General features: G+C 56.3%; 19 protein-coding genes. 13 read left to right on the forward strand and 6 right to left on the reverse strand.

Features of this window, described 5'->3' with window-relative positions; all coding sequences use genetic code 11:
* Nucleotides 1-121: 121 nt before the first annotated feature.
* Nucleotides 122-7825: a beta strand repeat-containing protein gene (locus HNQ64_RS04720; protein ID WP_184205870.1), complete on the forward strand. Its 7704-nt coding sequence runs from the start codon at nucleotides 122-124 to the stop codon at nucleotides 7823-7825.
* Between the two features lie 78 nt (nucleotides 7826-7903).
* On the forward strand, nucleotides 7904-8932 hold the full coding sequence (locus HNQ64_RS04725) for a zinc-binding dehydrogenase (RefSeq protein ID WP_184205872.1): 1029 nt from the start codon (nucleotides 7904-7906) through the stop codon (nucleotides 8930-8932).
* Between the two features lie 15 nt (nucleotides 8933-8947).
* Here the strand turns inward: HNQ64_RS04725 and HNQ64_RS04730 are convergent, their stop codons facing one another.
* Nucleotides 8948-9757 (reverse strand): class I SAM-dependent methyltransferase, encoded by an 810-nt coding sequence (locus tag HNQ64_RS04730; RefSeq protein WP_184205874.1) that lies wholly within the window; start codon nucleotides 9755-9757, stop codon nucleotides 8948-8950.
* Between the two features lie 53 nt (nucleotides 9758-9810).
* Nucleotides 9811-10563: a helix-turn-helix transcriptional regulator gene (locus tag HNQ64_RS04735; protein ID WP_184205876.1), complete on the reverse strand. Its 753-nt coding sequence runs from the start codon at nucleotides 10561-10563 to the stop codon at nucleotides 9811-9813.
* A 251-nt stretch (nucleotides 10564-10814) separates the two neighbouring features.
* Here HNQ64_RS04735 and HNQ64_RS04740 point away from each other — a divergent pair, with 251 nt between their 5' ends.
* The 8 genes from HNQ64_RS04740 to HNQ64_RS04775 all read left to right on the forward strand — a co-directional run bounded on the left by HNQ64_RS04740 (nucleotide 10815) and on the right by HNQ64_RS04775 (nucleotide 19589).
* Nucleotides 10815-11492, forward strand: a complete 678-nt coding sequence (locus HNQ64_RS04740; protein WP_184205878.1) for a family 16 glycoside hydrolase — start codon at nucleotides 10815-10817, stop codon at nucleotides 11490-11492.
* Nucleotides 11493-11589: 97 nt separating this feature from the next.
* The gene (locus HNQ64_RS04745) at nucleotides 11590-12846 is read left to right on the forward strand and encodes a LamG domain-containing protein (RefSeq protein ID WP_184205880.1); all 1257 of its coding nucleotides are present in this window, start codon (nucleotides 11590-11592) and stop codon (nucleotides 12844-12846) included.
* Between the two features lie 69 nt (nucleotides 12847-12915).
* Nucleotides 12916-13458, forward strand: a complete 543-nt coding sequence (gene abiEi, locus HNQ64_RS04750; protein ID WP_184205882.1) for a type IV toxin-antitoxin system AbiEi family antitoxin — start codon at nucleotides 12916-12918, stop codon at nucleotides 13456-13458.
* 7 nt (nucleotides 13459-13465) lie between these two features.
* Nucleotides 13466-14311, forward strand: a complete 846-nt coding sequence (locus tag HNQ64_RS04755) for a nucleotidyl transferase AbiEii/AbiGii toxin family protein (protein WP_221305330.1) — start codon at nucleotides 13466-13468, stop codon at nucleotides 14309-14311.
* Nucleotides 14312-14400: 89 nt separating this feature from the next.
* Entirely contained in the window at nucleotides 14401-16020 is a 1620-nt protein-coding gene (locus HNQ64_RS04760; RefSeq protein WP_184205887.1) for an FAD-dependent oxidoreductase, read from the forward strand.
* A gap of 97 nt (nucleotides 16021-16117) precedes the next feature.
* Complete coding sequence (locus HNQ64_RS04765; protein WP_184205889.1) at nucleotides 16118-16915, forward strand: SDR family NAD(P)-dependent oxidoreductase; 798 nt, start codon at nucleotides 16118-16120, stop codon at nucleotides 16913-16915.
* Nucleotides 16916-16946: 31 nt separating this feature from the next.
* Entirely contained in the window at nucleotides 16947-17831 is an 885-nt protein-coding gene (locus HNQ64_RS04770; protein WP_184205891.1) for a sugar phosphate isomerase/epimerase family protein, read from the forward strand.
* A 111-nt stretch (nucleotides 17832-17942) separates the two neighbouring features.
* Nucleotides 17943-19589 (forward strand): right-handed parallel beta-helix repeat-containing protein, encoded by a 1647-nt coding sequence (locus tag HNQ64_RS04775; protein ID WP_184205892.1) that lies wholly within the window; start codon nucleotides 17943-17945, stop codon nucleotides 19587-19589.
* Here the strand turns inward: HNQ64_RS04775 and HNQ64_RS04780 are convergent.
* On the reverse strand, nucleotides 19586-19765 hold the full coding sequence (locus HNQ64_RS04780; RefSeq protein WP_184205895.1) for a hypothetical protein: 180 nt from the start codon (nucleotides 19763-19765) through the stop codon (nucleotides 19586-19588). The genes HNQ64_RS04775 and HNQ64_RS04780 overlap by 4 nt on opposite strands.
* Nucleotides 19766-20577: 812 nt before the next feature.
* Between HNQ64_RS04780 and HNQ64_RS04785 the strand changes: the two genes are divergently transcribed.
* Nucleotides 20578-20991 (forward strand): hypothetical protein, encoded by a 414-nt coding sequence (locus HNQ64_RS04785; RefSeq protein WP_184205897.1) that lies wholly within the window; start codon nucleotides 20578-20580, stop codon nucleotides 20989-20991.
* A 120-nt stretch (nucleotides 20992-21111) separates the two neighbouring features.
* Nucleotides 21112-22077 (forward strand): hypothetical protein, encoded by a 966-nt coding sequence (locus HNQ64_RS04790; RefSeq protein ID WP_184205899.1) that lies wholly within the window; start codon nucleotides 21112-21114, stop codon nucleotides 22075-22077.
* A 239-nt stretch (nucleotides 22078-22316) separates the two neighbouring features.
* Here the strand turns inward: HNQ64_RS04790 and HNQ64_RS04795 are convergent, their stop codons facing one another.
* The gene (locus HNQ64_RS04795) at nucleotides 22317-23204 is read right to left on the reverse strand and encodes a glycerophosphodiester phosphodiesterase (RefSeq protein ID WP_184205901.1); all 888 of its coding nucleotides are present in this window, start codon (nucleotides 23202-23204) and stop codon (nucleotides 22317-22319) included.
* Between the two features lie 161 nt (nucleotides 23205-23365).
* The gene (locus HNQ64_RS04800; protein ID WP_184205903.1) at nucleotides 23366-24280 is read right to left on the reverse strand and encodes an alpha/beta hydrolase; all 915 of its coding nucleotides are present in this window, start codon (nucleotides 24278-24280) and stop codon (nucleotides 23366-23368) included.
* 223 nt (nucleotides 24281-24503) lie between these two features.
* On the opposite strand from HNQ64_RS04800, the gene HNQ64_RS04805 reads away from it, so the two are divergent.
* A complete protein-coding gene (locus HNQ64_RS04805) occupies nucleotides 24504-25583 on the forward strand; it encodes a YifB family Mg chelatase-like AAA ATPase (protein ID WP_184205905.1) in 1080 nt (359 codons plus the stop codon).
* A 124-nt stretch (nucleotides 25584-25707) separates the two neighbouring features.
* Here the strand turns inward: HNQ64_RS04805 and HNQ64_RS04810 are convergent, their stop codons facing one another.
* A complete protein-coding gene (locus HNQ64_RS04810) occupies nucleotides 25708-26097 on the reverse strand; it encodes a hypothetical protein (RefSeq protein ID WP_184205907.1) in 390 nt (129 codons plus the stop codon).
* Nucleotides 26098-26121: the final 24 nt, after the last annotated feature.

The raw sequence follows: 26121 nt of genomic DNA on the forward strand, positions 1-26121 counted from the left end.
CCGATCTCAGGTTAGGCAGGCTGCGGATGTCACGTCCGCCCTCCCTTGCTGAATCGCAAAGGCGTTCCTTGAGCCTCGTCGTAAGGGTTCTTCATCTCCAATCACCCGCTTTTTCCCAACCATGGTCAGTGCTCGATTTCGTTTCTCTTCCCGCGCCCTTTGTTTATTGGCAGCCACACTTTCTCTAATTCCTCAATGGAGCCTGCGGGCAGCCGATGGGACGTGGATCTTTACGACCGGTGGGACTTCGAACTGGAGCGAAGCCGCCAAATGGAGCGGCTCTATCGCGGACGGTGCGGGCTCCACAGCTTTCATGGCCAATGCCAACTTGGTCACAGCAGATCAGATCATCGTATTGGATACCTCCCGCATTCTGGGAGCCATCCGTCTGGGTGACAACAACAGTACGGACCGCCGTGCGTTGACGATCAGCTCGTCGGGCGGGACCACACTGACATTCGACAACACGCCGAACGGTGCCAATGCCAGCCTGGTACAAGTGAGTACCAGCGCTGGGGATACGATCTCTGCACCGGTGGTGCTGAATAGCTCTCTGGATGTGATGAATACCGCAACGGATCGCACCCTGACGATTTCGGGGGCGATCTCGGCAGGGACGACGGGGCTGAAAGTGATCACCAATAAAGGGGTCAGCTCGCCCGCTCTAACGACCAACCCCTTTGCCACCAACGTGGGCACGGGGCCTGTAACGATGAGTGGCATCATCAGCGACGGTCTGGGGCAAGTGGCCATTGTGCAAAACAGCCCTGGCAACAGCACGTTGGCTCTGAATGGTGCTAACACTTTCACGGGTGGCGTGACGCTGAATGAAGGCACCCTTACTCTAGGCAATGCCACCGCTCTCGGGGCGACCGCCGGCAAGTTCGTGATTAACAGTGGTTACTTGAACTCCAGCGTTGCAAACTTGACCTTAACCGCCAACAACGCCGTGGAGATCAACGGTAGTTTTTCCTTCTTCGGGTCTCAGAGCTTAAGCCTGGGCAATGGCGCGGTGACCTTCAGTGACAACATCAACATCAGTGCCAACAGCAACCAACTCACCCTGGGGGGTAACATCAGCGATGGCGGCAACAGCTACAGCCTTACCAAGACCGGCCAGGGGCGTGTTTACCTCACGGGGACCAATACCTACACGGGTGGCACCACGGTGAATGCGGGCTTCCTGATCGTGAACAAGAACGCTGCGCTGGGCGGCACAGGCCGCAATGTTGCGGTGAACTACGGGGCCACCCTCGCGGCGAACTACGCCATGGATCAAGCCTTTGTGGACCGTGTGAACACAGCTTCCGTCGGCACTTTGGCGCTTTGGACCAACAGCAGTGCTGCGCTTAACCTCTCCGCTTTCCCGAACATGCGTTTGGGCTCTGGAAACAATGCCACTTACTCCGGCACGCTTACCCCTCATGGTACAACCTTTCGCCTGGGTGGCGGCAGCTCCACGCTGACCGTCTCCAGTGCTCTGACCGGAGCAGGCAATTCTTTGGAAGTCGGCATTCAGGGCAGTAGTGTGGGCAATGTGACCCTCAGCGGGAATAACACCTACAGCGGTAACACCACCGTGCGCGGTCCTTCGGTCCTTCAGCTTAATGGTAACACGGGCCGCATCGCGGACACTTCAGATTTGGTCATGGCAGGCAACGGCACCTTTCGTTATGACAACATCGGCGCGACGGCTGCCATCAGTGAAACACTTGGCGGGCTGCGACTTGAGGTGGGGGACTCGACGGTCCTTTCTCAGCGCACCGTCGCCTTCGATAGTACGCTCACCTTCGCCAGCTTTAACCGTTCTAGCGGAGCCACTGTGAACTTCACCGTCGGTGGCACAGGCGCGACAACCACCCTGCAAAAGGTAGCCTTTGCCTCGGCACCCACCGCAGGAGCTTTCATGGATGCGGGCCTGTTTGTCAGTGGGGCAAACTACGCCGCCTACGACGTGGGCGGGTTTGTCCGTGCGCTGGATTATGCAACGGATAGCAACACCGCTGCTGTGGGCGCAGGGGCCACCCTGGCAACGGGTAGCGGCAAGCATGTGAACCTGACGGGAAGCCTTTCCGCCCAGACGACGGATAGCATCCAGACTTTGCGCATCGGCAATGCCTCCAATGTTAGCCTGGCGGCTGGGGCCACGCTGACGGTCTCTGCGGGAGGCATTTTAAAATCCGGGGCGTCCGCAGCCACGATTGATGGCGGTGTGGGCATCACAGTTGGTGGGGGTGGGGAGCTGGTCATCCGCACGGATGTCGGAGGAGATCAGTTGAACCTCCTGTCCAATATCCTTTCCACCACGGGCGCACTTACCAAATCGGGTGCGGGGGTAGTGGCCCTGGCAGGCACGAATGCCTACACTGGACAGACCACGGTGAATGCAGGCACGCTGCGCATCCTCGGTGCCCAGGCGCTGGGCAGTGGTGATGTGGCGCTCAACGGCGGCACCTTAGACCTGCGTGCGAACAGCACCTTACCCGACAATGGCGGTACCCCAGAGACCTTCACCTTTGGACAAAATGTCGTGGTGGGGGCAGATGCCACTATCGCGGTCAATACGCTGGCGGGAACCAGCACCCAGGCCAACAAAACCATTCGCATGGGGAACTTGAGCATCGGCGGCAATGTGCTGACGGTGACCAACAACAATGGCTACGGTCTGGAGTTCTCTGGCACCACGACGCTAAGCCCAGGGGCTACGGGGAACACCATCCTTAACTTGGGTACAGCTAAACCTTCGAATCTTGTCCAAGCACTGACCCTCAGCGGTAAAGTGACAGGAAGCTCGCAGCTCACCATTCGCGGCAGCGGCATGGTTCAGCTCACCAACAGCAGCAATGATTTTGTGGGGAACATTCTCATCACAGGTGGCGGCCTGGCCGTTTCCAGTGATGCGGCTTTGGGCAACGCCGCCAACCAAGTGTTGATGACAGACTCTAATGGTGCCACGACTTTCCGTGCGCTAGAAACCTTCGCGACCAATCGCAGCTTCACGTTAGGCAACAACGCGGCGACGAACAACGTCTTCCAGGTGGTGGCCGGTAAGACCTTCACTCTGAACAGCGCGTTTCTAGGCAACAACGGATTCGTGAAGTCAGACAATGGCACCTTTGAAATCAATGCCGCAAACACGGGCTGGGACGGCACCGTGATCGTCCAAGACGGCGTTCTCAAAATCTCCAATTCAGCGGCACTCGGTAGCACGGTGGGCAATACTTGGGTGAATAACCAGGAGTCTGCTCTGCATCTCAATGGCGGGGCGAGTGGCATCACCGTAGCGGAAAAATTGTATCTGTTCTCTTCCGGTCTTAACAGCACGGGAGCTTTGCTAAGTCTCGCAGGCAGTGGGGCGAATACGGTCTCGGGCGACATCGTGCTGAATGGCACGGCTGCGATCGGGGTAGAAGCAGACAGCATGCTGAATCTCACCAGTGTCAATGCCATCACGGCCAATGCGGATCTCACCGCCTCGGGCACCACCACCTCAAACACCTTTTCACTCACCCTCACCGGCGCTGGCAGTGGCACTCTCGCCAGCCCTATCTCTACGGGAGCCAGCACACTCACCAAGATGGGGACTGGCACTTGGACGCTCACAGGCACCAGCACCTACACCGGTTCCACGCTCGTCAACAACGGCACTCTGGTGCTGAGCGGCACAGCGGGAAAAGTAGCCGCAGGTGGAACCATGCAGATTAGCCCTGGCGCGACCCTGGTGCTGGATAACCGATCTGGCCATCTGGATAACCGCATGGGCACTCGAGGCGTCCACTTCGGGGGTAATCTTACCATCCTTGGCGATGCCAGTGCGCCGACTTTGGAAACCATCACCAGCAGCAACTTATCGGCAGGTAACACGGCGGCTGTGTTGACCTTGGATGCAGATCCTAGCCAGTCACTCACCTTCCAGGTGAGTGGCGGCAGCTTCATTCGCAACACTCAGGGCACGGTGCTTTTTCGCGGTGACAATTTGGGCAACACGCCAGGGGCGGGTGTAGCAACGATGAAGGCCTCCACCGTTCCTACCTTTGTGGGTCAAACCGGTGCCTCAGGCACGGCGAATCGCGGCATCTTGCCTTGGGCGTTAGTGGATCAATCCATCACCGGTTCTGGTACTGCCTTTGCCACCTACGATTCCGTGCGCGGGATCTTAGCGCTGAATGCCGTGGCTGGTGAGGAACTAGGGCATCTGCAGGCCGGGACCAACGCGGCACTGGAAGCGAGTCGATTCGGGCTAGGGGCCTACTCCATCAACTCGCTGAATCTACGTAGCTCGGGCGGCGTGGAACTGAATCCCATGCAGACGCTGAACATTGAAAGTGGTGGCCTTTTAGCCTTCGCTGGAAATGCGGGCATCCAGGGCGGCCTGCTTTCCACCAGCTCTAACCGTGAATTGATCGTTCACGGGCTCGGAGATTTGGAGATCGGTTCCGTCATCACTGGCACTACCGGTGGCCTGACCAAGACGGGGGCAGGGACCCTCAGTCTCACGGCTTCCAATCTCTACACGGGTGCTACCACCGTGAATCAAGGAACTCTGAAACTTGCTGGCGGTCATCATACCCTTCTAGCTGGCCAGCCTCTCAATGTGAATACAGGTGGGACGTTGGATCTCAATGGCACCACCCAGATGGTCGGTGCCCTGCGTAGCCTAGGAAGCACGGCAGGTGAAACCCCGATGATGGGCGGCGTCATCACCTCCACCAACACCTCCTCCACCCTCGTGATCAATGAGACGGCAAGCACCACCTTTGCCGGACAGATCACGGGTGAAGTGACCCTGATCCGTTCGAATGGAAACACGCTGAACCTCACCAATGAAAACAGTCATACGGGGCCCACGGTCTTGAATGGTGGGGTCACCAGTCTGCGGGATGGGGGCAAGATCACGCAGTCTTCCAACCTGGATCTCAGCTACGGCGCACTGCGTTTTGAAAACAATTTTCTGACTGATGATACCAACCGACTGGCCGATGACATCGACATCACTCTGCGCGGTGGCACTCTCAGCCTATACGGCCGTGGTGGTTCCATGACATCGGAAACGGTGGGCCTCGTGAGCCTTGCCCAGGGCAGCAACATCATCACTGCGGCGGCAGGTAGCAACAGTGGTAACCTGATGCCACAATCTGCGACGCTGACGCTTTCTGGCTTCACTCGGGATGCCGATGCCGCTGCGACGGTGAACTTTGGCCAGAGCTACTCTGGCACCAGCTCGGAACGTCTTGGCCTTGTGGCCAGCACCGCAGGTTCTGCAGAGAACATTGTGGTGACGGGTGGGCTTGCTACGACCAACAACATCGTGGGCCCATGGGCCATCGTGACGAACTATTTCAACACCAATGCGGCGGAGTTTGCCGGTTATGACACGGCGGGTGGAGTCGGAGCCCTAAACACGGTGGGCTTCGTCGGTTACGATGGCAGCGCTCTGCCTGCCGCCAACCAACCGACGCAAAACATTCGCCTTGCCGCCTCGGGAGCTGTGGCAGCAAACGGCCTCAACATCAACTCACTCAACTTCATCGGTACCACGGCCACTCCGGCTCCGGTGATCAGCTTTGCGAATGCCACGGACGTGCTGAATCTCACCAGTGGGGGCCTTTCTGCCAGCATGGAAAATGACGTCACCTTCCTGCCGCAGATCGGTGCCACGCCTAACCAGGGAAGGCTCACAGCGGGTGGGATCAATCCTGGCGACACCACCGATCTCTTCATTTTTTATCAGAACAAAGCTGCCGCGAACCTCTTCACCCTCAACTCGGCCATCATTGATAACCCGACTAATAACCAAGCCGTTCGGCTGGTAGTGTGGGGCGGTGTGTTTGGCCAATTCCCTGTGGTGCTCAATAGCAATCTGAATAGCTACACGGGTGGCACCGTGGTGAACAGCCAGATCCTTCAGATCGGCACGGCGGGTGCGGCGGGGAATCTGCCTGCGGGCGGGCTGACTGTGAATGGAGGCACTGTCACCCAAATCAACGGTACCATTGCCGCCCAAGATGTGACCTTGAATGGTCCTTCCGTTCTGACGCTCACAGGCAGCAACACGCTGAATAACCTGACCTTTAACAACACGGGTGGCAATACCAACCCTGCTATCAACGTCGGCAGCGGCACTTTGACGCTGGGGGGCAACATTGAGGTCACCTCCTCCAATGTAAGCAGCACGGCGACCATCTCTGGCGGCACGTTGAGTCTCGGCGGCAGCACCCGCACTGTGGACGTTGCGCCCATTCTTTATGCCGAGGCCACGCTTTCTCCTGAACAGGCAGCGCTGAACATGACCAGTGTCATCACCGGCACAGGAGTGGGCTTGATCAAGACAGGCAACGGCTTCTTGCAGCTCAGCGGAGCCAGCACCTTTTCTGGCGGGGTGGATCTCCAGACTGGCGGTTTGGTCATCGGGGGTAGCACGACGGGGACAGTCACCAGCGGCCCTCTAGGCACCGGCACTTTGACCCTGGGCCAAGGCACCACGCTGACGGCAGATGGCACGGCGCGCACGGTTGCGAATGCCGTGGCAGTCAGCGGTGATTTTACCCTGGGGGTGCGTGGGCCTACGGTGCCCGCAGCCCTGACGCTCTCTGGCGGGATCTCCTGGGGCAGCAGTGTGCGTACCGTGACAGTGAATAGCGCACCTAGCACCTTGCAGACCCTTTCTGGCACCGTGACGGGCAGCGGTGGCTTGGTGAAAACCGGCATCGGCACGCTGGCCCTCACAGGCAATAACACCGCCTCGCTGGACTGGCGCGCAGCGGGGGCTGTGACGGTGGAAAATGGCAGCCTGCGCATCAACAATGACAACTCCCTGGGCGCAACCCCAGCGGCAGCCACTCCGGGGAACATCGTGCTCAATGGCGGCTCTCTTTCCGTGGGTGCCAATGTCACGCTCAATGCCAATCGCGGCATTGCCTTGGGCGTGGCGGGCGGCTCTGGAACCGGGATTCTGGAGGTGGTGAATACGGCAGAAACCCTCAGTTACGCCGGGGTCATCGCCAACAACGGCACGGGGGCAGATAACCTGCTGAAAACCGGCACTGGAACCCTGTTGCTCACCGGGGTCAACACTTACACGGGTAACACCACCATCGGCGGCGGCACCCTCACTCTCGGGGCGACAGGCGCGCTGGACAATTCCGCCCGGATCAGCGTCCTCGCGAGCGCCACGTTCAACGTCAGTGCCGTGAGCGGTGGCTTCCAGTTAAAGGCGGGCCAGATTCTGGAAGGCGGTGGTACCGTGACGGGGGCCGTTTCCGCCCTCAGCGGGTCCATCATTGCCCCAGGGACGAGTGTGAATGATGCGGCGGAAAGGCTCAACTTTGGCACGGGGCTCAATCTCGCCAGCGGCTCCACCCTTCAGCTTCAGATCACCACCGCTAGCTTCACCAGCACCAATAACTTTGGCGGCAATGCCTACGGCACGGCGGGCTACAACAACTACATCATCGCGAACGCAGGCGGGCTGGGGAACCACGATCAGGTGAACGTCACTGGCACGCTGGATCAGGCGGCAGGAGCTAAGATCCAAGTTCAGTCGTTAAACTTCATCCCCCAAAACGGGCAGATCTTTAACCTGCTGGACTGGACCACTGCCTTTAACGGTTCGACCAATCTAGGCCCGAACACCCGCTTCGGTGACTTGGATGCGGGCTTGGATCTGGACCTGCCAGACATCTCCAGCTCAGGCCTCTTCTGGGATACCAGTCACTTCGCCACCCTGGGGGTCATCGTGGTGGTGCCAGAGCCTGGTCGCGCCACGCTGCTGCTGCTGGGCCTCATGGCCCTGTTCGGCACCCGCCGTCGTGGCCGCATCGTCTGAGTCCGGTCTGTCGCAAATCACACACACTTTGTCGTGGTGATGAACCACGGCATTGTCGTATCATGCCGATACCAACTCATGAAATCCGCCGCCGTCGTCAATTACGCACCTGAAAAAGGCTCCGTCGAAATCCGTGAAATCGAGCAGCCCGAGATCGGCGCAGAGGATGTGCTGCTGGAGGTAGCCAATGTGGGCGTCTGCGGCAGTGACCTGCACCAGTGGACGGCAGACCACTCCTGGCCGGTGAACTACCCAGTGGTGCTCGGCCACGAGTTCGGTGGCCACATCATTCAGGTAGGCAAAGATGTCGAAGGCTGGAAGGAAGGTGACCGCGTGGTGTCTGAAACCGCCGCCATCATTTCCAAGGACAATCCCATGACCCGTCGGGGTTTGTATAACCTGGACAATACCCGCAAAGGTTTTGGTTACGGGGTGAACGGGGCCATGACCAAATACGTGCGCGTGCCCAGCCGCATCCTTCATCATGTGCCGGATCACCTGCCTTTTGAGCAGGCCTGTCTCACGGAGCCCTGCTGCGTCGCTTACAATGCAGTGGTGAAGAATGCCCGCATCGAGCCGGGTGACCGCGTGGTCGTCCTCGGCCCAGGCACCATCGGCATTCTCTGTGCCGCCATGGCCCGTCTTTGCGGTGCGGAGGTGGCCATCGTCGGTCTGCCTCAGGATGCCCATCGCCTAGAACTCGCCCGCAAGCACTATGGCTGCCAGGTGATCATCGGCGATGCCAAACCCTGGGCGCTGGAGCGCGATGGCCTCGGCTGTGATGGCGTCATTGATGCCGCCGGGGCCAGTGTCACTCTCAAGATCGCCCTTGATATTGTTCGCCCCGCAGGCTGGATCAGCAAAGTCGGCTGGGGCCCGCAGCCTCTTGGTTTCAACATGGATCCTCTGGTGCAGAAAAACATCACTCTTCAGGGAAGCTTCAGCCACAACTGGCCTATCTGGGAGCGCGTCATTGCCCTCCTCGCCAGCGGTCAGTTTGATGTGAAGCCTATCATCGGCGGCGTCTGGCCCGTGACGGACTGGCATGAAGCCTTTGAGAAAATGCACAAAGGTGAAGTGGTGAAGAGCGTCCTGCGTCCCGTGTGACGGCAGGCCCGCATTTTAGGGCAGGGGTGAAAGCGGGGTGGTCAGCGGTTTCATCGCCACCACCAGATCACTGCAACCTCGGTAGATCGTCCGGTGACGCAGCACTTCAAAGCCTGCACTGCGCACCGCCTCCACAAACGTTTCATGGCTGTGCATCCAGCAGCGGCCATGTTTCTGGAGCTTGGCGATGTGTTTGTGCTCATCATAGATCGCTCGGTTTCGAGTCATGAGTTCCAGCGTCTTGCGCCACCCTTCAGATCGCAGGCTGGACTTTAAGATGAAGTTCCGCCATTCACCGGCATGGATAGGGCGCCCCACATCGCAGAGGTAAATCCGCCCTCCAGGCTGTAACCAAGAATGCATCTTACGCAGCAGCACCTGCGGCATCTTCAGGCGGAAAAGAGCATGCACACTCACAACCGCGGAAAGGCTCTCTGGCTTCACCGTCAGCCTCTCCAGATCCGCCTGTAAAAAGCGCAAGTTCGGTGCCGGTTCCTCGACTTGACTCGGATCGTGAGGGATCGCGGTCGCATGGGGCTCCACATGCAGGATTTGCGCGCCGGGAAACTGTCTCGCTGCGAATCGTGAAAAGTGCCTCACCCCTGCGCCTAAATCGGCCAGACGGTCCACACTTCCACAGGGCCAGGACTTCAGCTCTTTTTCATAATCGGCCAAGATTTCTCGATACGCTGGGTCATTCACCGTCCCTTCGAGGGGTAGCAAGCCGTGGCTATCCCTTTGCCGTGGCGCGCTTTCCGCTAAATTCGTTTTTCCTGACCACTCGCCTGGGTAGGAGTTGTCGAAAACGGGGCTGGCAGATTTCATGCCTATCTACTGCCACCGCGCTCAGGGATCACTATCCGTAGAAATACGTATTTTTACTCTGCCAATAAAGGTCCAGTCGGCTCTGGTGCACCGGGGATCTTTAAAACCCGCCGAACCGCAGCGAGCCGATTTTCCACCTGCAGTTTCTCCAAAATAGCCCGCACATGCTGCTGCACGGTCCTCACGCTGATGCCTAAAATGATAGCGATTTCACGGTCGCGTTTAGCTTCGATGATCCAGATCATGATTTCCGCCTCCCGGCGGCTCAGTCCTAGGCGGCGCAGATGTGTGTGATCTGGGGGAGTTTTCTCTTGGCTGGATTTGGCCAGCTTACGAAACAGCAGATCCACCTCAAAAGCCGTCGCAATTTGAGGCGCCAAGACGGCTGCTAAAGCGAGGTCTTCGGGACGATAGTCGCGGCGATCTCGATTGATCGTGAGACCGCCTAAAACAAGGGGAGACTGAATGGGAATGCCGATCTGGTGGCGGATGTAGAGCTGTTGGAAAATCTCATGGTAGAGATCCAGCCGGCGAAGTTGGCGCATGGTAATGAAGTCACTCAATCGCATGGGCTGCGTTTCCCCAGCCGCCAAGCGTTCAAACATGGGACTTTGTTGCTTCACCAATTCCTCCGTCCTCACCAGAATGTCACTCTGAGGGCACTCGTGAAAAGGCAGATTGGATTCCAGGGCATATTCACCTTCCCGGCCAAACAACTCCAACGCGTAACGTGACCCCTCAAAGATCGTGTCTAAGGCCGTGAAGACACGCTCATGGAACGGGGCTTGCCCGTGAGAGTGGATCATCCTTATGGCATCATACAAAGGGTGCATGGGGGGATAAAAGAAACCGTGGTGAAGATACCGTGAGAAGCAAACCTTAGGAATTAGTTTTGTAAGTAAAATAAAATCAGCATTTTGCATGATTCTATTAAAGGTGGTAGTGGCCCACGTCCTGATTTCGGCTGGCTGAACGCAATGACTCCTGGATCGCTGAAAACCCACGTTGCTTGTTCTCGGCGCAATTTGTAGAAGGAGCCTTCGTTCTACTCCATCCCATGAAGCGACTCCTGCCTCTCCTCCTCCTTGCCTCCACCACTTTAGCGGCCGATTACCCGCGCGTGATCTTCTCCGATGACTTTGCCGCCGAGGGTTTTGGCAAGGCCTGGGGCCACTACAAAAGCGCCAGCATCGTCAAAGACGGTGTGTTGGTCGGCATCACCGCACCCACCTCAGATCACTCCGCTGTGGATCACATCCGCATCGAAGGGGAAAAGGACCTGGAAGTTTCCGTGAAGTTCCGCTTCGTCAGTGACAAGGCCAAGAGCTTCAACGTCTGGTTCGATGACAAGAACTACAAAGGCTCCCACGCTGGCCACATCTGCCAGGCCACCATCAGCCCCACAGGTGTGAATCTCTCCGATGCTAAAACCGGCGGCTTCACTCTCGAAGGCGGCCTGTATGACCGTAAAAAGGCCAATCAGCTCACCGAAGATGAAAAGAAGATGCTCGTCACCAAGGCCAAGCGCCTGCCCGTGAAACTGAGTCTGGAAGAATGGCACACGCTGGTGGTGCAGACCCAGGGCGATGAACTCAAAGTGACGATTGATGGCAAAGAAGTCGGCAGCTTTAAGTCCGCAGGCATCAGCCACGAAACCAAGTCCCTCATCAGCCTCACCACCAATCCGGTGGATGTGGAGTATGACGACTTCGCCATCAAGGGCGTCGCCAAGTAAGCAGATCGGCATGCAGGGTTCTGAAACAGCCCTGCATGCAAAAGGCCTAAACATCGGCTGGCGCTCCGCTTGGGTTTTGCCAAGATCACCCCAGCCTATGATTCGCCTCCTTTTCCTCACTCTGAGCGCGGCTGCCATCACCCACGCCGCCGAACCCGCCGCTAGCTCCCGAGTGGCTGAAGTCACGGGAGTGCCGGGCCTCGTCGCCTTCTGGGACTTTGTGAAGCGAGAGCCTACCGGAGCTCATCGCTTCACCGCCCATGTCCCCGCCGGGGCCACCACGGACTACCCGCTGGATGCTGCGAACTACATCAAAGACTACTGGGGCGCAGGCCGTGAGGCCACCTATGCAGATTTCCCGCTGCTGGGCCGCGGCCCCTTCGGGCAGGCGATTCAGATGGTGAAGGAGACCGATCCGGATTTCCGGCCCTTCCTCTTCGTGCCGCGTTCGCGGCTGCACGATACTCCGCTGGACATCAAAGGCGCAGGCAAGTCCGTCACGGTCGTCGTCTGGGCCATCCGCGAAAGTGGCAATCACGCCCTCGCAGGCATCTGGCATGAAGGCACCGACTTGAAGGAAAAAAGCACGGCCACCATCGCCAAGGTAGAACGAGGGCAGCGCCAATACGCCCTCTTTGCAGGCCTGAATAAACAAGGCAGTGCCTGTGGCCACGTTTCGGAAAACGGTGCGAGTTCCTTCCTGAACAAATACGCTCTGCACAAGAGCAACTCCGGCGGCCTTTCACCCGAAGTTCCCGCCGATTCACCTCGTGAAGTGCTCGATGCCTCGTGGCAGTGCTTTGCCATGACCTTCGACCATGAAAAGGACGAACTCACCGGCTGGCTCAATGGCATCTCTGGAGACCGCTGGCTCGATAACCCAAAAAAGGACAAGCTCATCTCCTTTGCCCACAATGCCTACATGCAGAGTCATTACGCCAAGCTACCCGGCAAGCAGGAGGGGGAGGACGAAGCCTTCCCCAAAGACCAATACTACAACCCCCCGGAGGGTGAACCGCTGAGCGTGAAAGTACAGCGCGAATCTCCTGAAGAACGCATCGAATTGCGCGAGCATCGCTTCACCAAAATCGAGGTGACATTGCGCGGTGGAAAAGAAGTCGCCCGCGACCTTGTCTCCCTGCGCCTGAACCCCTGGTGGTATCCGCACGATCTCTACACGCCCAAGGACGCCGAAAGCGGCGGCCCCTTCACCATCGGCCGCGTCATCCACAGCAGCCGCAGCGTCGGCTTCACCGGCTGGATCGGCGGCGTGGCTGTCTTTGACCGCGCGCTGAGTGAAGAGGAATTGGGGAAGTTGGCAAAGGCGGGAGTGAGTAATCGACGCCAGAATTAGCTTTAGCGCCTGATTATTGAAACACCACAAAACATTGCACTTAATGCAATCTTTTGTATAGTTAAGGCCGTGCAGCCTCTCCGTCAACTTGATCAAGCTCTCCGCACGTTGGCGGATCGGGAGCATTGTGTGTTTGCGCCGTCGGATCTGGCGGCGGCGGTGCCGGGGTGTGGGCAGTTGGCGGTGCTGTTGTCGCGGGCGACGAAGGCGGGTCTGCTGAAGCGGGTCTGCCGGGGCGTCTATCTTTATCCAGTGCCGGACTATCCGGCGGGGCATTTGCTTTTTCATGCGGCGGCCCGGCTAAGGGCGGGAGAGTTCAATTACATCAGTCTGGAGACGGTACTGAGTGAGGCGGGTGTGATCTCACAGGTGCCAATGAACTGGATCAGCCTCATGACCTCTGGGCGCAGCCATGTGGTGGACTGCGGGGACTATGGGCACATTGAATTCGTGCATACGGCTCAGCGTCCTGACGATGTGAGCAGCGAGCTGACCTATGACCCGGAGAGGCATCTCTGGCGTGCCTCGGTGCGGCAGGCGCTGCGGGACATGAAGGCCACACGTCGCTGCATGGAACTCGTGGACGAGGAGGTGGCGCGTGAGCTTGTTTGACCAACTCGTGAACGAAGCCCTCCGCTCACGTGCGGAGCTGACGTCTCTGCGGCCCGTGGTGGAGAAGGAACTTCTGCATCACGACATCCTTCGCGAGATGAGCGGGGCGGGTTTGCTCGCTGGTCTCACGTTTATTGGCGGCACCTGCTTGAGAGCTTGTTACGGCTCCGCCAGGCTGAGTGAAGACCTCGATTTCACGGGCGGCAGCCGTTTCAAGAAGAGCGATCTTGCTGAATTGGCCCGCGTGCTGACCGAGCGGCTGCAAACCCGCTACGGACTGCCTGTGAGCGTTAGCGAACCGGTCAAAACCGGCGGCAAGGTGTCCACATGGAAGCTCACCATCGAGACACGTCCCGGCCAGAAGCATCTGCCAGCGCAGCGCATCCACCTCGACATCTGCGCCATCTCCAGTCATGACCCGCGCCCGATGATGCTGCGTAATCTCTACGGCATCGACCTCGGCACCTCGGGGCTCATTCTTCAAGCGCAGAGCCGTGAGGAAATCTTGGCTGACAAGATCATCGCGCTCGCTTTCCGCGAGAACCGCATCAAGAACCGCGATCTCTGGGACATCACCTGGCTCACCCAGCAAGGCATCGAAGTCCCCACTCAGCTCATCCCGATCAAAATCCGCGATCATCAGCGTGACGAAGCCGAGTTCGCGGCCCTGCTCCAGGGTCGTATTGCAGCCTTGAAAGGGCAGCCAGAGCTGCGCGAGAACTTCATGAAAGAAATGCGTCGCTTCCTCCCTGCCGCGACTGTACGCGACACTATCGAGAAAGAAATCTATTGGAGCTATCTGACGGATGTCGTGGGGGATCTGGGCAGGAAGGCCGTGGCGGCTTTGGAGTAGGCGACGGATGCGGTCACCTTTGTAAAATCTACGAAATTAGCAGTGAAGCTGTCCAAAAGTAGCGAGCAAGTGTCTGTTGCAGTACATCCATGAAATCTCTGCTTCTTGCCCTTACGGCATCCATCGCAATCTCCGCTCCAGCGGTGACGGAAACGGATCTCTGCATTTACGGTGGAACCAGTGCGGGGGTGATCGCAGCGGTGCAGGCGGTGAAGATGGGGAAACAGGTGGTGCTGGTGGAGGCTGGGCAGCACCTCGGTGGCATGAGTGTGGAGGGGCTAGGGGGGACAGACATTGACAACCAGCCCTTTCAGAATAGCCCGGCGGTGGGTGGATTGGCCTTGGAGTTTTACCGCCGAGTCAGTGCGCAGTATGGACGGCTGGACAAGTTCGAAGCCATGCTCACGGCGAAGGGGAAGGACACGAAGCTCTGGAGATTCGAGCCGCATGTGGCCGAGGCAGTGTGGGAGGCCTGGGTGAAGGAAGCGGGAGTTACCGTTCTGCGTGGGCATCGTTTAAAGGAAACGAAAGGCGTGATCAAAGACGGGGCTCGGATAACGGCCCTGCACTTCGAGAATGGTGCTGAAGTACGCGCGAAGGTCTTCCTAGATGCGACTTATGAGGGGGATCTGCTCGCCTTGGCAGGCATCAGCTTCGCCGTGGGGCGTGAGGGCAATGCCAAGTATGGGGAGACCCACAACGGCATCCGCACGGACACCACGCATAAGCAACATGACAAGCCTATTGATCCCTACAAAATCCCGGGCGATCCGAAGAGTGGCGTGATTGACGGTGTGCAGGATGTGCCGCTGGGCGAGCATGGCGCGGCGGATGAAAGCATCCAGGGTTACTGCTTCCGGCTGTGCCTAACCAAAGATCCGGCCAATCGGAGGGAGATCGAAAAGCCGTCGGGTTATAATCCCACGCATTATGAAATGCAGCGCCGCTATCTAGCCGCTGGCGGGGTGATCGATGCGCCGCATGCCGCCCTGCCTAATGGCAAGACGGACCCTGGCACTTGGCATTCATTGGCGGGGAATTTCACGGGGTGGAATCATCGTTACCCCATCGCCAGTTACGTGGAACGGGAGGCCATGTTGCGCACGAGTCGAGATCACATCCAAGGTCTGTATTGGTTCATGGCACATGACGAGTCCGTGCCTGTGAAGCAGCGTGAGGCCTGGGCTGTGTGGGGTCTGTGCAAGGATGAGTTCACGGACAATGGCGGCTGGCCGCGGGCCTTTTACGTGCGCAATGGGCGCCGCATGGTCAGTGATTTTGTTTTGACCGAGGCCCAGTTACGCAAGGCAGACCCTGCACCGGTGAATGACAGTGTGGGTATGATCTGGTGGCCACCCGACTTCCACAGCGCCCGCTGCATGGTGAAGGAGGGGCGCGTGTGGAATGAAGGTGCGGTTTTCAATGTGTCGAAAGAGCCCGACTGGATTCCCTGCGGTATTCCCTATCGCTGCCTGGTGCCCAAAGTGGCTGAATGCAGCAATCTCCTCTCACCCACCTGCCCGTCATCTAGCTATGTCGCCTATGGCGCGTATCGCATCGAGTTCACCTTCATGGCCGCTGCTCAATCGGCTGCCACGGCGGCGGTGTTGGCGCTGGAGGGTGGCCTACCCGTGCAGGCGGTGGATTACAAAACGCTGCGTGAACGGTTGCTCGCAGATGGGCAGGTGTTGGCAGCGCCTTCGCCGTAGTGCCCGTGAGCATGTCGGATTTCACACAGTCTTTGTCGTGGCGGAAAGAAGGCAGATTCGAGTAGCATTTAGTCATACAGATCTTTTCACCCACATCATGCGTCTCGAAAACAAAGTCATCCTCATCACCGGCAGTGCTACGGGCATTGGCAAAGCCATCGCGAAACGTTGTGTCAGTGAAGGAGCCCGCGTGATCATCCACGGACTCGAGGCAGATCTCTGTGCGGAAACCGTGGCGGAACTGGGAGTGGACAAAGCTGTGGCGCATGTGGAGGACCTCACGAATGAGGGCTGCCCGCAACGCTTGGTCGATCTCGCCTTGGCCACCTTTGGCCAGTTGGATGCTGTGGTGAACAATGCGGCCATGGTTTCCCAGGGAAACATCCACACCACGGATGCCGCCTTCTTCATGAAGATGATGTCGGTGAATGCCCTCGCTCCCTTTCTCCTCACGCAGGCCGCTCTGCCTGAGCTGACGAAGACGCGTGGCAGTGTCCTCAACATTGGCAGTGTCAATGCCTACAGCGGTGAGCCTAACCTGCTACCATACAGCATCTCCAAAGGCGCATTGATGACCCTCACTCGCAATCTGGGCGATACGCTCATGCGTGAAAATGGCGTGCGGGTAAACCAGATCAATCCCGGCTGGGTGCTCACGGAAAACGAGGCGAAACGCAAACGTGAACACGGCCTGCGCGAAGACTGGTACACGGATCTTCCCAAGGTCTATGCCCCTGCTGGGCGCATCCTTTGGCCGGAAGAAATCGCCGCTGCCGCGATCTTCTGGTTGGCGGAGGAAAGTGGCCCCATCAGTGGTCAAGTCATGGACCTGGAGCAGCATCCCTTCATCGGCCGAAATCCGCCCAAAGACAGCTCCACCATTCCCAGCAAATAATTCGTTAGGCATCCCTTCTCCAGTTATTCTCATGCCCAAGCTCGCCGCCTTTCCCAAAGCCTTCATGCAGCAGCTCTGCAAAGAAGGTACCATGTCCGTTTCCGAATGGATCACCCTGGCCTCCACGCTCGATATTCAAGGTCTGGAGTGGTACGCAGGCTTCCTGGAAATGTCCGACGAGAAGAACTGGCCTCGCTTTCGACGCGAGGTGGAGGATACGGGCAAGGTCATTCCCATGATGTGTTGCTCCCCCGACTTCACGCATCCCGATGCCGCTTTTCGGGAAAAGGAAATCGCCAAACAGAAGCGCTGGATTGACATGACCCAAGTCCTCGGTGGGAGCTACTGCCGCGTGCTCAGCGGCCAGCGCCGCCCAGAACTGAGCGTGGATGAGGGCGTGAAACTCGCGGCCGATTCCATCCATGCCTGCCTGCCTTATGCTCAGGAACGTGGCATCACCCTGATCATCGAAAATCATTACAAGGACGACTTCTGGGAATACCCAGAATTTGCGCAAAAGATGGATGTTTTCTGCCAGCTTGTGGCCGCCGTGGAGCATCCCTTTTTCGGGGTGAACTATGACCCTAGCAATACCTATCTGGCGGGTGAAGATCCCATCGAGCTTTTGAAGCGTGTTTCCCACCGTGTGGTCACCATGCATGCCAGCGACCGCTACCTCGCCGAGGGAACCATCGAAGATCTGCGCAAGGAAGAAGGTGGTGCCATGGGCTACGCCAAGCGTCTCCGCCATGGGGAAATCGGCAAGGGTCTCAATGACTACGATGCCATCTTCACCGAGCTCAAAAGCCAAGGCTTCGATGGATGGATCAGCATCGAAGATGGCGTGGACGGCATGGATCAGCTAGCCCGCAGCGTGGACTTCCTGAAACGGAAGATCGCCCAGCATTGGGGTTGAGCCTTTGTGTAGAGGCTCGATTTCCGTGCCTTGGAGATGAGTCGTGATTTGTCGTCTTTCACACACTCTTTGTCGTGGTCAAACCGGTCTTCGCTTCGTTAGACTCCGGGTATGAAAGGCTTCGCTCACGGTTTCCTGGCTCTCTTTCTTTTATCGGTGGCAGCTCCTTTGCAGGGGGATGACACGGCACGCCTTGCCGCATTGTTGCAGCAGGGCGGTGCGGTGACCATCCCGCCAGGAGACTATCATCTAGCAGGTGAGCAGCCGTTAGCCCTCAGATCACACCTCACCATCACCGCTTATGGGGCGCGCTTTCACCTGCCAAAAGTTTTGGGCGACAAAGCACGCGTGGTCATGTTTGCCGGGAAGGACATTCAGCACCTCACTTGGTTAGGCGGGGAATTCATCGGGCAGGTGTTTGACCCTGCGCAAAAGGACAACACCTGGGAACCCAGTGTGAATACCAAAGGCATCGAGATCACGACCTCGGAAAGCGGTGCCACGCATGACATCCTGTTCCGCGACGTAAAATCAAACGGCCTCGCCGGCGCGGTGATCGGTGTGCATGGCCTCAGTAAAAAGGGCGAGGAAGGGGCGGTCATCACTCCGGCTCAGCGAGTGGCGGTGGAAAGCTGCACGCTGCTGCGCAGTGGCAAATTCATGTGGGACTATGGCTACCTGTGGCAGATCCTCACCTGGCCCGAGGCCTATGAACCGTGGGAAGTGGAGCGAGCCCGAAAGTATTTTCGCATGGACAGACTGCGGCCTGTTATTTCTATCCAGCCTGGAGACGACCGAGTTTATTTGGCCAATCAGGCGGATCCCTGGCCCGTCAGTGCCAGTGCCGAGCCCAAGGAAGCCCTCACCTTCATGGGTGCACATTTTACAGCAAACTTGGTTAGGGGGCGGCAATACTTCATCGTCGAGTCCACCCCGGAGTTCATCAAAATCGCCGAGACTCCAGGCGGCCCTCCCATTCGTTTTGAGGGTGGCGCAGATGGGGAGCTGATCATGGCTCACAATATCTCTGCGACGTATTTGGCCGCCTACGCACCCACCGGTAGCGGGCCAGGGAAGGGGGCTTTTGACATCACCGGAACCCAGGACGTGCGGGTCACTGGCTGCCAGCTCAGTGCCCTCGGGGATACCATGCACATCCAGGCGTGCAGAAACATTGTCTTTACCAACAATCACATTCTCGGTTCGCGCATGGGGGCCTTCTTCCTGGCCGAATTTTGCCAGAATGCCACCATCACAGGGAACCTGATTGATGGCACCAACGGCTCTCGAGTGATGAGCGTGGAGAAGTCCTGCACGGATGTCACCATCGTGGCCAATACCTTCCGCAATGGCGGGCGTGGGAACTGGATCAACCAGCCGAAAAACTTCATCCTCCAGGGCAATGTGTTCGTGAACAACACCACGAAAAACGAGCCCGACCTGCGCCGGGGCCGCATCGCCTACCAGACGGGCAAGCCCGTGAGCTTCCCGGAGCTCTACTTCACTCTTTACGAAGAAGGTGCCTCTTACGGCCCAGTCATCGTGCGGGACAATGTCTTCTCCCTGGGAGACTCAGCGCCTCAGGAAGCCGTCACCTTTGCACCGAATGGCCATGACATCCAGATGACCGGCAACGTATTTCAGAATCGCCCAGTCACCATCGTCGTGGACCCTTCCTGCAAAAACGTGAACATGGGTGCGAACCAAGGGGCCGATCCCAAGACGGCCCCAGTGGATTTTAATCACGGAAGACGTTAGGCCGATTTGGTCGCGGCTTTGCGCAGGATGGCCTTGGTTTCGCGCTGTCGCTTGGGCACGAATGCGTGAGCCTGGGCCGCTTTGGCCTTTGGTGCGGGGGATCTTTGGCGATCGCCAGGGCCGTTGCAGTTATCCAGGTCAGCGAGCCAGTCGGCCAGCCCGATGTCCTGCCACATGAAGCCCTCGGTGATCTGCTAGCAAAGCGGCACACCAGAGACGGGATGCCATTGCCCAGGGCCATGATCTTTAGTCAGAAAAGTTAAAAAGGTCTTCCGGTAGTGACAAATGATCGCAGAAACTGTAGCAAATTGATTGGGCAATCTCAAAATCAAACAAGTTATTTAACTTAATGGATAATCCGATAAAATTTTTTATATTTAGAAAATGGATTTTTTTGGAATGACTTTCTTCAGGAATTTGTAGCCGAGTATGGTGGCAAATCCGTGAAGTATTTCCATCATCAAACGTCAGACTTAATGACGGCACGCTTTTGCCTCCCTTCGCTCATTAAGGTTGGAAGAAATTACGGTCAACACCAGCTTACTTACGCATACATAGGGGAAGAAATTGCCCCAGTCGGAGATTGCAACAATATGCATATTGAGTTGCTACTGACAGAGGGCGGGCGGCTGATAGGCTTCGCTGATTACAAGCTATTGTATTGGGGTTCTTTAAAGCCTGGGTCTTGGAAAGAGTCCCTCCAATTTCTATTGGAGGGAAATAAGCCAATCGAACTAGGTAATATAGAATATATGATCTGAAAATAAGAACATCATTGATTCAAGAGTGCAGACACAAAGTGAGATCACTAAATTAGCTCCACAGGACCAAGGCTCAAAATCAAATGGAAACTGGAGAACCAAACTTTTCCGTCATCTTTAATAAGAATACGGTTGATTCGTGAGGAACTGAAGAAATTGATTCTTAATATTTAAATTAACAATGCTTCTTGGAGAGTTGATGGAGTAATTAATTTTAATCAAAAATTATGAGATTATTACAAGTATGCACAGAAAGAAGATTTGAAGAACTATTTGATAACAGGTCGTTCAATCATGCTGAAAAAACTGAGGGATTTGAAAAAGAATTCGAATTAGCAACTGATCTGGTTGGAATAATCCTCGAAAAATACGTAGGGGCGGAATCATTTAAACTTCATCAATCATACAACAATACCTCCCGTTTTATAGATATTGCTTTTCTTACAGAGGGATACCTTAACGCATCTTTGATTCTAGATTTACAAAAATCCTTGAGCGGAATGGCTGAGGAATGGATGGTGTGTTTGTGGGAAAGTTGCTTTATATTTGTAACTCCCAAAGATATATTTGGTTTTGATCCTTCAAAAGCGGATCCCCTTTTTGAAAAGCTTAAAGAATGCACGGATGACGACCATGGTTAATTTAGCTGGTTGGGACGAGCAGGAGTTGATTAGACCAGCTAGAAGCATCGGATCTTGAGCGGGTCTTGGTAGCCTATAATTACAATGTAAAGACTTTTTAACTTCCAGAGTAATTCAGTAATGACTGAGAAATATCATATTTACATTCGTCGCAAGAGATCTGATGATGAGTCGGAAGGTCTAGACCCAGCGGCATATAATAAATTTAAGTCCCTATTAGGAGACATTATCGATATCGGAGGCGATCTCTTTGCGCCTTTACCACTAGCTGGAGATAACCCTTTAGTATTAAGGATTATTGATTCACTACAACAACTAGGTGTCGACTTGCGCAATAAGGCAATTGTTTCAGGTAATCCGGTATCTATTTATAAAAGTAGAGAATATTCTCCGCATGAACTCTTTAAATTTGAGTATTGCCAAGTTTTTCATCCAGATTTTCTTGGGAAAACCTCTGCCAATAGGGAGCATGACGAAGTTGGTGCACCATATTTAGAGGCTCCTGTCACTCCTATAGGACGAGAATGTGGAACGATATCTCACACTATTGGAGGTCGATTTTTGTTAGTGCGAGGAGGCGTAAAACGAGCACTTGAGCGATCAGGATTAAAAGGATTGTTGCTTGTTAAAGCAACGACGATAAGCAGTAAATCTTTACTTCCAAACGAAGAGGCTTGGATTGTCTGGAGTGACACCATTATGCCTAAATTTAATAATTTATGCATTTTCGATAGTTTCCAACTAAGCCGCTTTAATTCACAATTGCCTTATCAAAGTAATGCGGTTTACGAGGGTTTCCTTAAGCCTGGGGAACTCCATTATAGAAGAGCAGCTTTAGCCAAAGTCGAAAGCTTTGATGTGGCACTCACCCATGAAAGATTTGGTAACCGAGGCACCGTTGAAAACCAATTAATATATAGTAGGAATTTTATTCAATTTTTCAAAGATGAGTTAAATATCACCCTCGTCGGTAAGCCCGTGCATTTAGATGACTCAGGTCAAATTCCTTGGGAGGGTCCATATCCGGATATGCATGATAGCTTAAATATACGCCCTGCTTGGCTTGGAGAATTCGAAAGCAAATGAATCTTTTTCTTCGAAGTAAGCTATTAACATTGATAGTCGTGTCGCTACAATATAGCTTTTACAGCGATACTCGAATCGATTGTTGTTCCATCTCAGTGTTGCCAATGAAGCCTTGGCGCATCAACTGAAAGTATTTGGGGCCACGTTGTTCTGCCTACTGTTAAGCTACGATTTATTCTCCGGCTGCGCTGTTGGACTACCGCAACGGAGGAGCCCCCATTGTCGGGAAATGTACCAGCCTACTGGCCGTAATGCTTCCGCATCAGCGGCATCACCACGTCGGGATGATCTGTGGCAAAGGACTCCACGCCTAGCTCCAGCAGGCGTTCATAGATGCCGGGTGAGTTGGCCCCCCAGGGCAGGGACTGGAAAAGGATGCCGCGCTTTTTCAGCTCCGGGCCCACACTTTTCAAAAACGCTTCCGAAGGCTCGATCTCGGTCCAGCCCGTCGTCCCCTTCCTTTCCCGCACGTGGATCTGCACCTGCGTGATGTCCGGAAAGCCGGTCTTTTTCAGGCTTTCAATTCGCTCTCTCAGACTCTCCTCTGTGCCGCCCATCCAGTGCAGCGTGTGGGAGTCTGGTAGCAGCGTTTTCCATTCGTGGATCACCTCCAGTTTGGTCGATGCCAGGATCACCTGCGGGGCCACTTCATGCTGCTTGGCCAGCGTCGCCAGGGCAGGCAGACTCACCTGCTTGATGTCCAGATACAGCCGTCTTTCAGGCCGCCCCTTCATGATCGCAAAAATATCCGCCATGCTGGAAACGTGGCGCTTTTGGAAACCCTGCGGACTCTCCGCCCCCACTTCCAGTTTCGAAAGCTCGTCAAAGGTCACATCCTGCACTCCCTTTTTTTTCAGCGCTTCATCGGCCCCATGCACCACGCGGGCAAAGTCGGCATCGTGAAACGCCACGATCACGCCATCACTCGTCGTGCGAATGTCCGCCTCCGGGATCGTCCCCAAGCCCCAGCCCAGCTCAAACGCGGCGATGGTATTCTCCGCTGCCAACACCCCCGCACCTCGATGACTCTGCACAATGAAAGGAGGCACCGCCTCCGCCGCAGACGTCTGGGGGATAGAGGTCGTCAAGCTCGCAGCCGCGAGGAGAAAAGTGGCAAAAGTCTTCATGAAATGGAATCAAGGATAACGGAAAAAGCGGTCCCATTTGTCCAAGTCATTCAAGAAATCTGGATCAAAAAAGGCGCCAGTTTACCCATGCCAGCCTTTGCACCTCCACGCCGCCGCCGTCCTGCAACGATTCCTTCAGATTGAGATTCTGCTTCACTCCTCTAGTTAGGCCCGGTGCCCTGAGCAAAAGTCAGTTGTTGGACGAACCAGTAAAAGGCCTGCTTCCATTCGGGCGGGGTGTGTCCGTGGTCGGTTACGTGCCAGAGGTGGGGAATGTTTTGGATCTTGAGATATGCATGAAAGTCTTGGCTGATGTGGAGGAGACCGTCTTGATTGCCGCAGGATAGCCAGAGGAGTTTGAGTTGTTGGGCGGCTGCGGGGCTGAGAAGGTCTTCAGACTTTTTTGTGTTGGGAGCAGATGAGAAGCCTCCGACCCATGCAAAGGTCTCCAAATTCCCGAGACCGAAATTCAGTGCTTGCCCGCCGCCCATCGAAAGACCTGCGATGGCCCGGTGCTCTCGGTCTTGAAAGGTGCTGTAGCGAGATTCGATGGCCGGGATCACATCATCCAAAAGATCGCGCTCAAAGACGGCAAAGGCGGGTGCGTGCTGGAAGACATCGCCCGTGGGCCGGTCGTTCTTTTGCGCACGTCCATTCGGCATGAAGATGATCATGGGCACGGCTTTTTGATCGGCAATGAGATTGTCCAGAAGGACCTCAGGTGAGACGAATCGGGCCCACTCTGTTTCATCTCCGCCAATACCATGCAGCAGATAGAGCGTGGGGTATTTTTTCGCCGCTGAGTAGTTGGGAGGGGTGTAAACCTGCATCTTCCGGCGTGTGCCGACGGTTTTAGAATCGTATTCAATCATCTCCAGCTTGCCGTGGGGAATGTCTGCACGCTTCACGTCCCAACCGATGGGAGGTGCTGGAAAGGCTGGCTTGTCATCCGCCTTCAAAACGATGGGCTCCCACGCTTTGCGTGGCTGGGGTGGGGGGCTTTTCGCTGGGGGCGATGTGGGCTCTTGAGAGAGCAGCGGCAGGGCCGCCAGCAGGAGGAGGGAAAGGAGTCTCATGAGGGGTGAGAGGAGTGGGACTCTAAAGGAATACGAACAACGTCGTTCTTATTTAAACCACGACCCATCGCTGCGGATAGGCCTTCTTTTGTGTGATCTCAGCCATGATGCCGATAACCCGCCGATGATGCGCAGCCGGGCTAAACGAGTGGCTGCGCAAATCACGCACGGGTTTTCAAATCCTTCCTTGCAGCTTGGGTGAGCATTTGAATAGTGGCCTTTCATGGTTGCCCGCACCTACTCAGCCACGCTTCTTGGCGTCAATGCGATCGAGATCGAGATCGAATCTTACGATACAGGCGGCACACAGAAGATGTTCATCGTGGGTTTGCCGGATGCCTCGGTGAAAGAGAGTCGGGAGCGGGTGACGGCGGCCATTTCCTCTTGCGGTTTTGCCATGAATGATGGCGTGACCACGGTGAACCTAGCGCCGGCAGATTTGAAAAAAGAAGGGCCTGGGTTTGACCTGCCCATCGCCATTTCGCTCATCGCCCATCGGGTTAAAATCCCCATCGCCGTGCTCGCGGAAACGGCCATGATCGGTGAACTGGCGCTGAATGGTGAATTGCGCCCCGTACGCGGTCTGCTGGCGGTGGCTCTGGAGGCCCGGGCCAAGGGCCGCAAACGATTGCTGGTGCCCAAGCGCGCCGCCATCGAGGCCAGCGTGGTGGCCGGGATTGACATCATCGGAGTCAGCCACCTGCGCGAGGTCGTGGAGTATCTGAAGGGGGACATCGAACTCACGCCCGAGCCCTGCCGCGCCACGGAATTCTTCGCCGCCGCCGCGCACTACGACATTGATTTTGCCGACGTGAAGGGCCAGGGCGACGCGAAGCGTGCCATTGAGGTAGCCGTCGCGGGTGGGCATAATATCCTCATGGTGGGACCTCCGGGCACGGGTAAGTCCATGATCGCCAAGCGCGTGGGCACCATCATGCCCAGCATGACGGAGGAGGAGGCCATCGAGACCACAAAGATCCACAGTGTGGGCGGCCTTTTGAGTGAGCAGCAGGCCTTCGTCGCCACCCGGCCTTTTCGCTCTCCTCACCACACCATCAGCGATGCGGGACTGCTCGGCGGGGGAACGAATCCTGGGCCGGGCGAAGTCAGCCTTTCGCACAATGGGGTGCTGTTTCTGGATGAGTTGCCTGAGTTTCGCCGCAGCACTTTGGAGGTCATGCGGCAGCCTTTGGAAGATGGCAGGGTGACCATCTCCCGCGCTGCGGGAACGGTGACCTTTCCGGCTGCCTTCATGCTCGTCGCCGCCATGAACCCCTGCCAGTGTGGGTTCAAGCGGCGGTGATAATGAGCAGAAAGCGTCCTAGAATTGCCCGGTCGGAATGCGGAACCTTTCGTTTAAGTCTGAGGCCTTGAACATCCCGGCATAGCTGGTGCTGCTTACACGTTTGCCCAAGATGGCCAGCCATTCATTCAGAAGGGAATGGACGAACGTTGCGGACCTGGAATTTGCTGCCGTGAGAGCACCAGCCAAGGAATTCATCCCTGACGCCTTCAATGAAGTCGATGGAGCTGGCTGACTTGTCAGCGCTCACGGCAAGCAGCTTGGCAAACAGCTCTTCCAGCGTGGTCTTCTCCAGGTAAGTGTCCACCTTGCCAAGCTCGTCGATCCAGGCCTTCAGACGGCGCTCAGCTATCTTGCGATCCGTGGTTTTTAGAGAATGCTCCTTGCGTTTGCCCTCGACCTTCTTGAGGCCCAAATACATGCCCGAACGGCTGTGACGATAAAGCCCAGGAATACCGTGGACTTTGACATAATCTGGCACGGCAGTGGACGAAGAATGGGAGACGGGAGGCATGTGGCTCCCCTAGAAGTTGACAAA

Source organism: Prosthecobacter dejongeii (assembly GCF_014203045.1).
In the GTDB taxonomy this organism is placed as follows: Bacteria; Verrucomicrobiota; Verrucomicrobiia; order Verrucomicrobiales; family Verrucomicrobiaceae; genus Prosthecobacter; species Prosthecobacter dejongeii.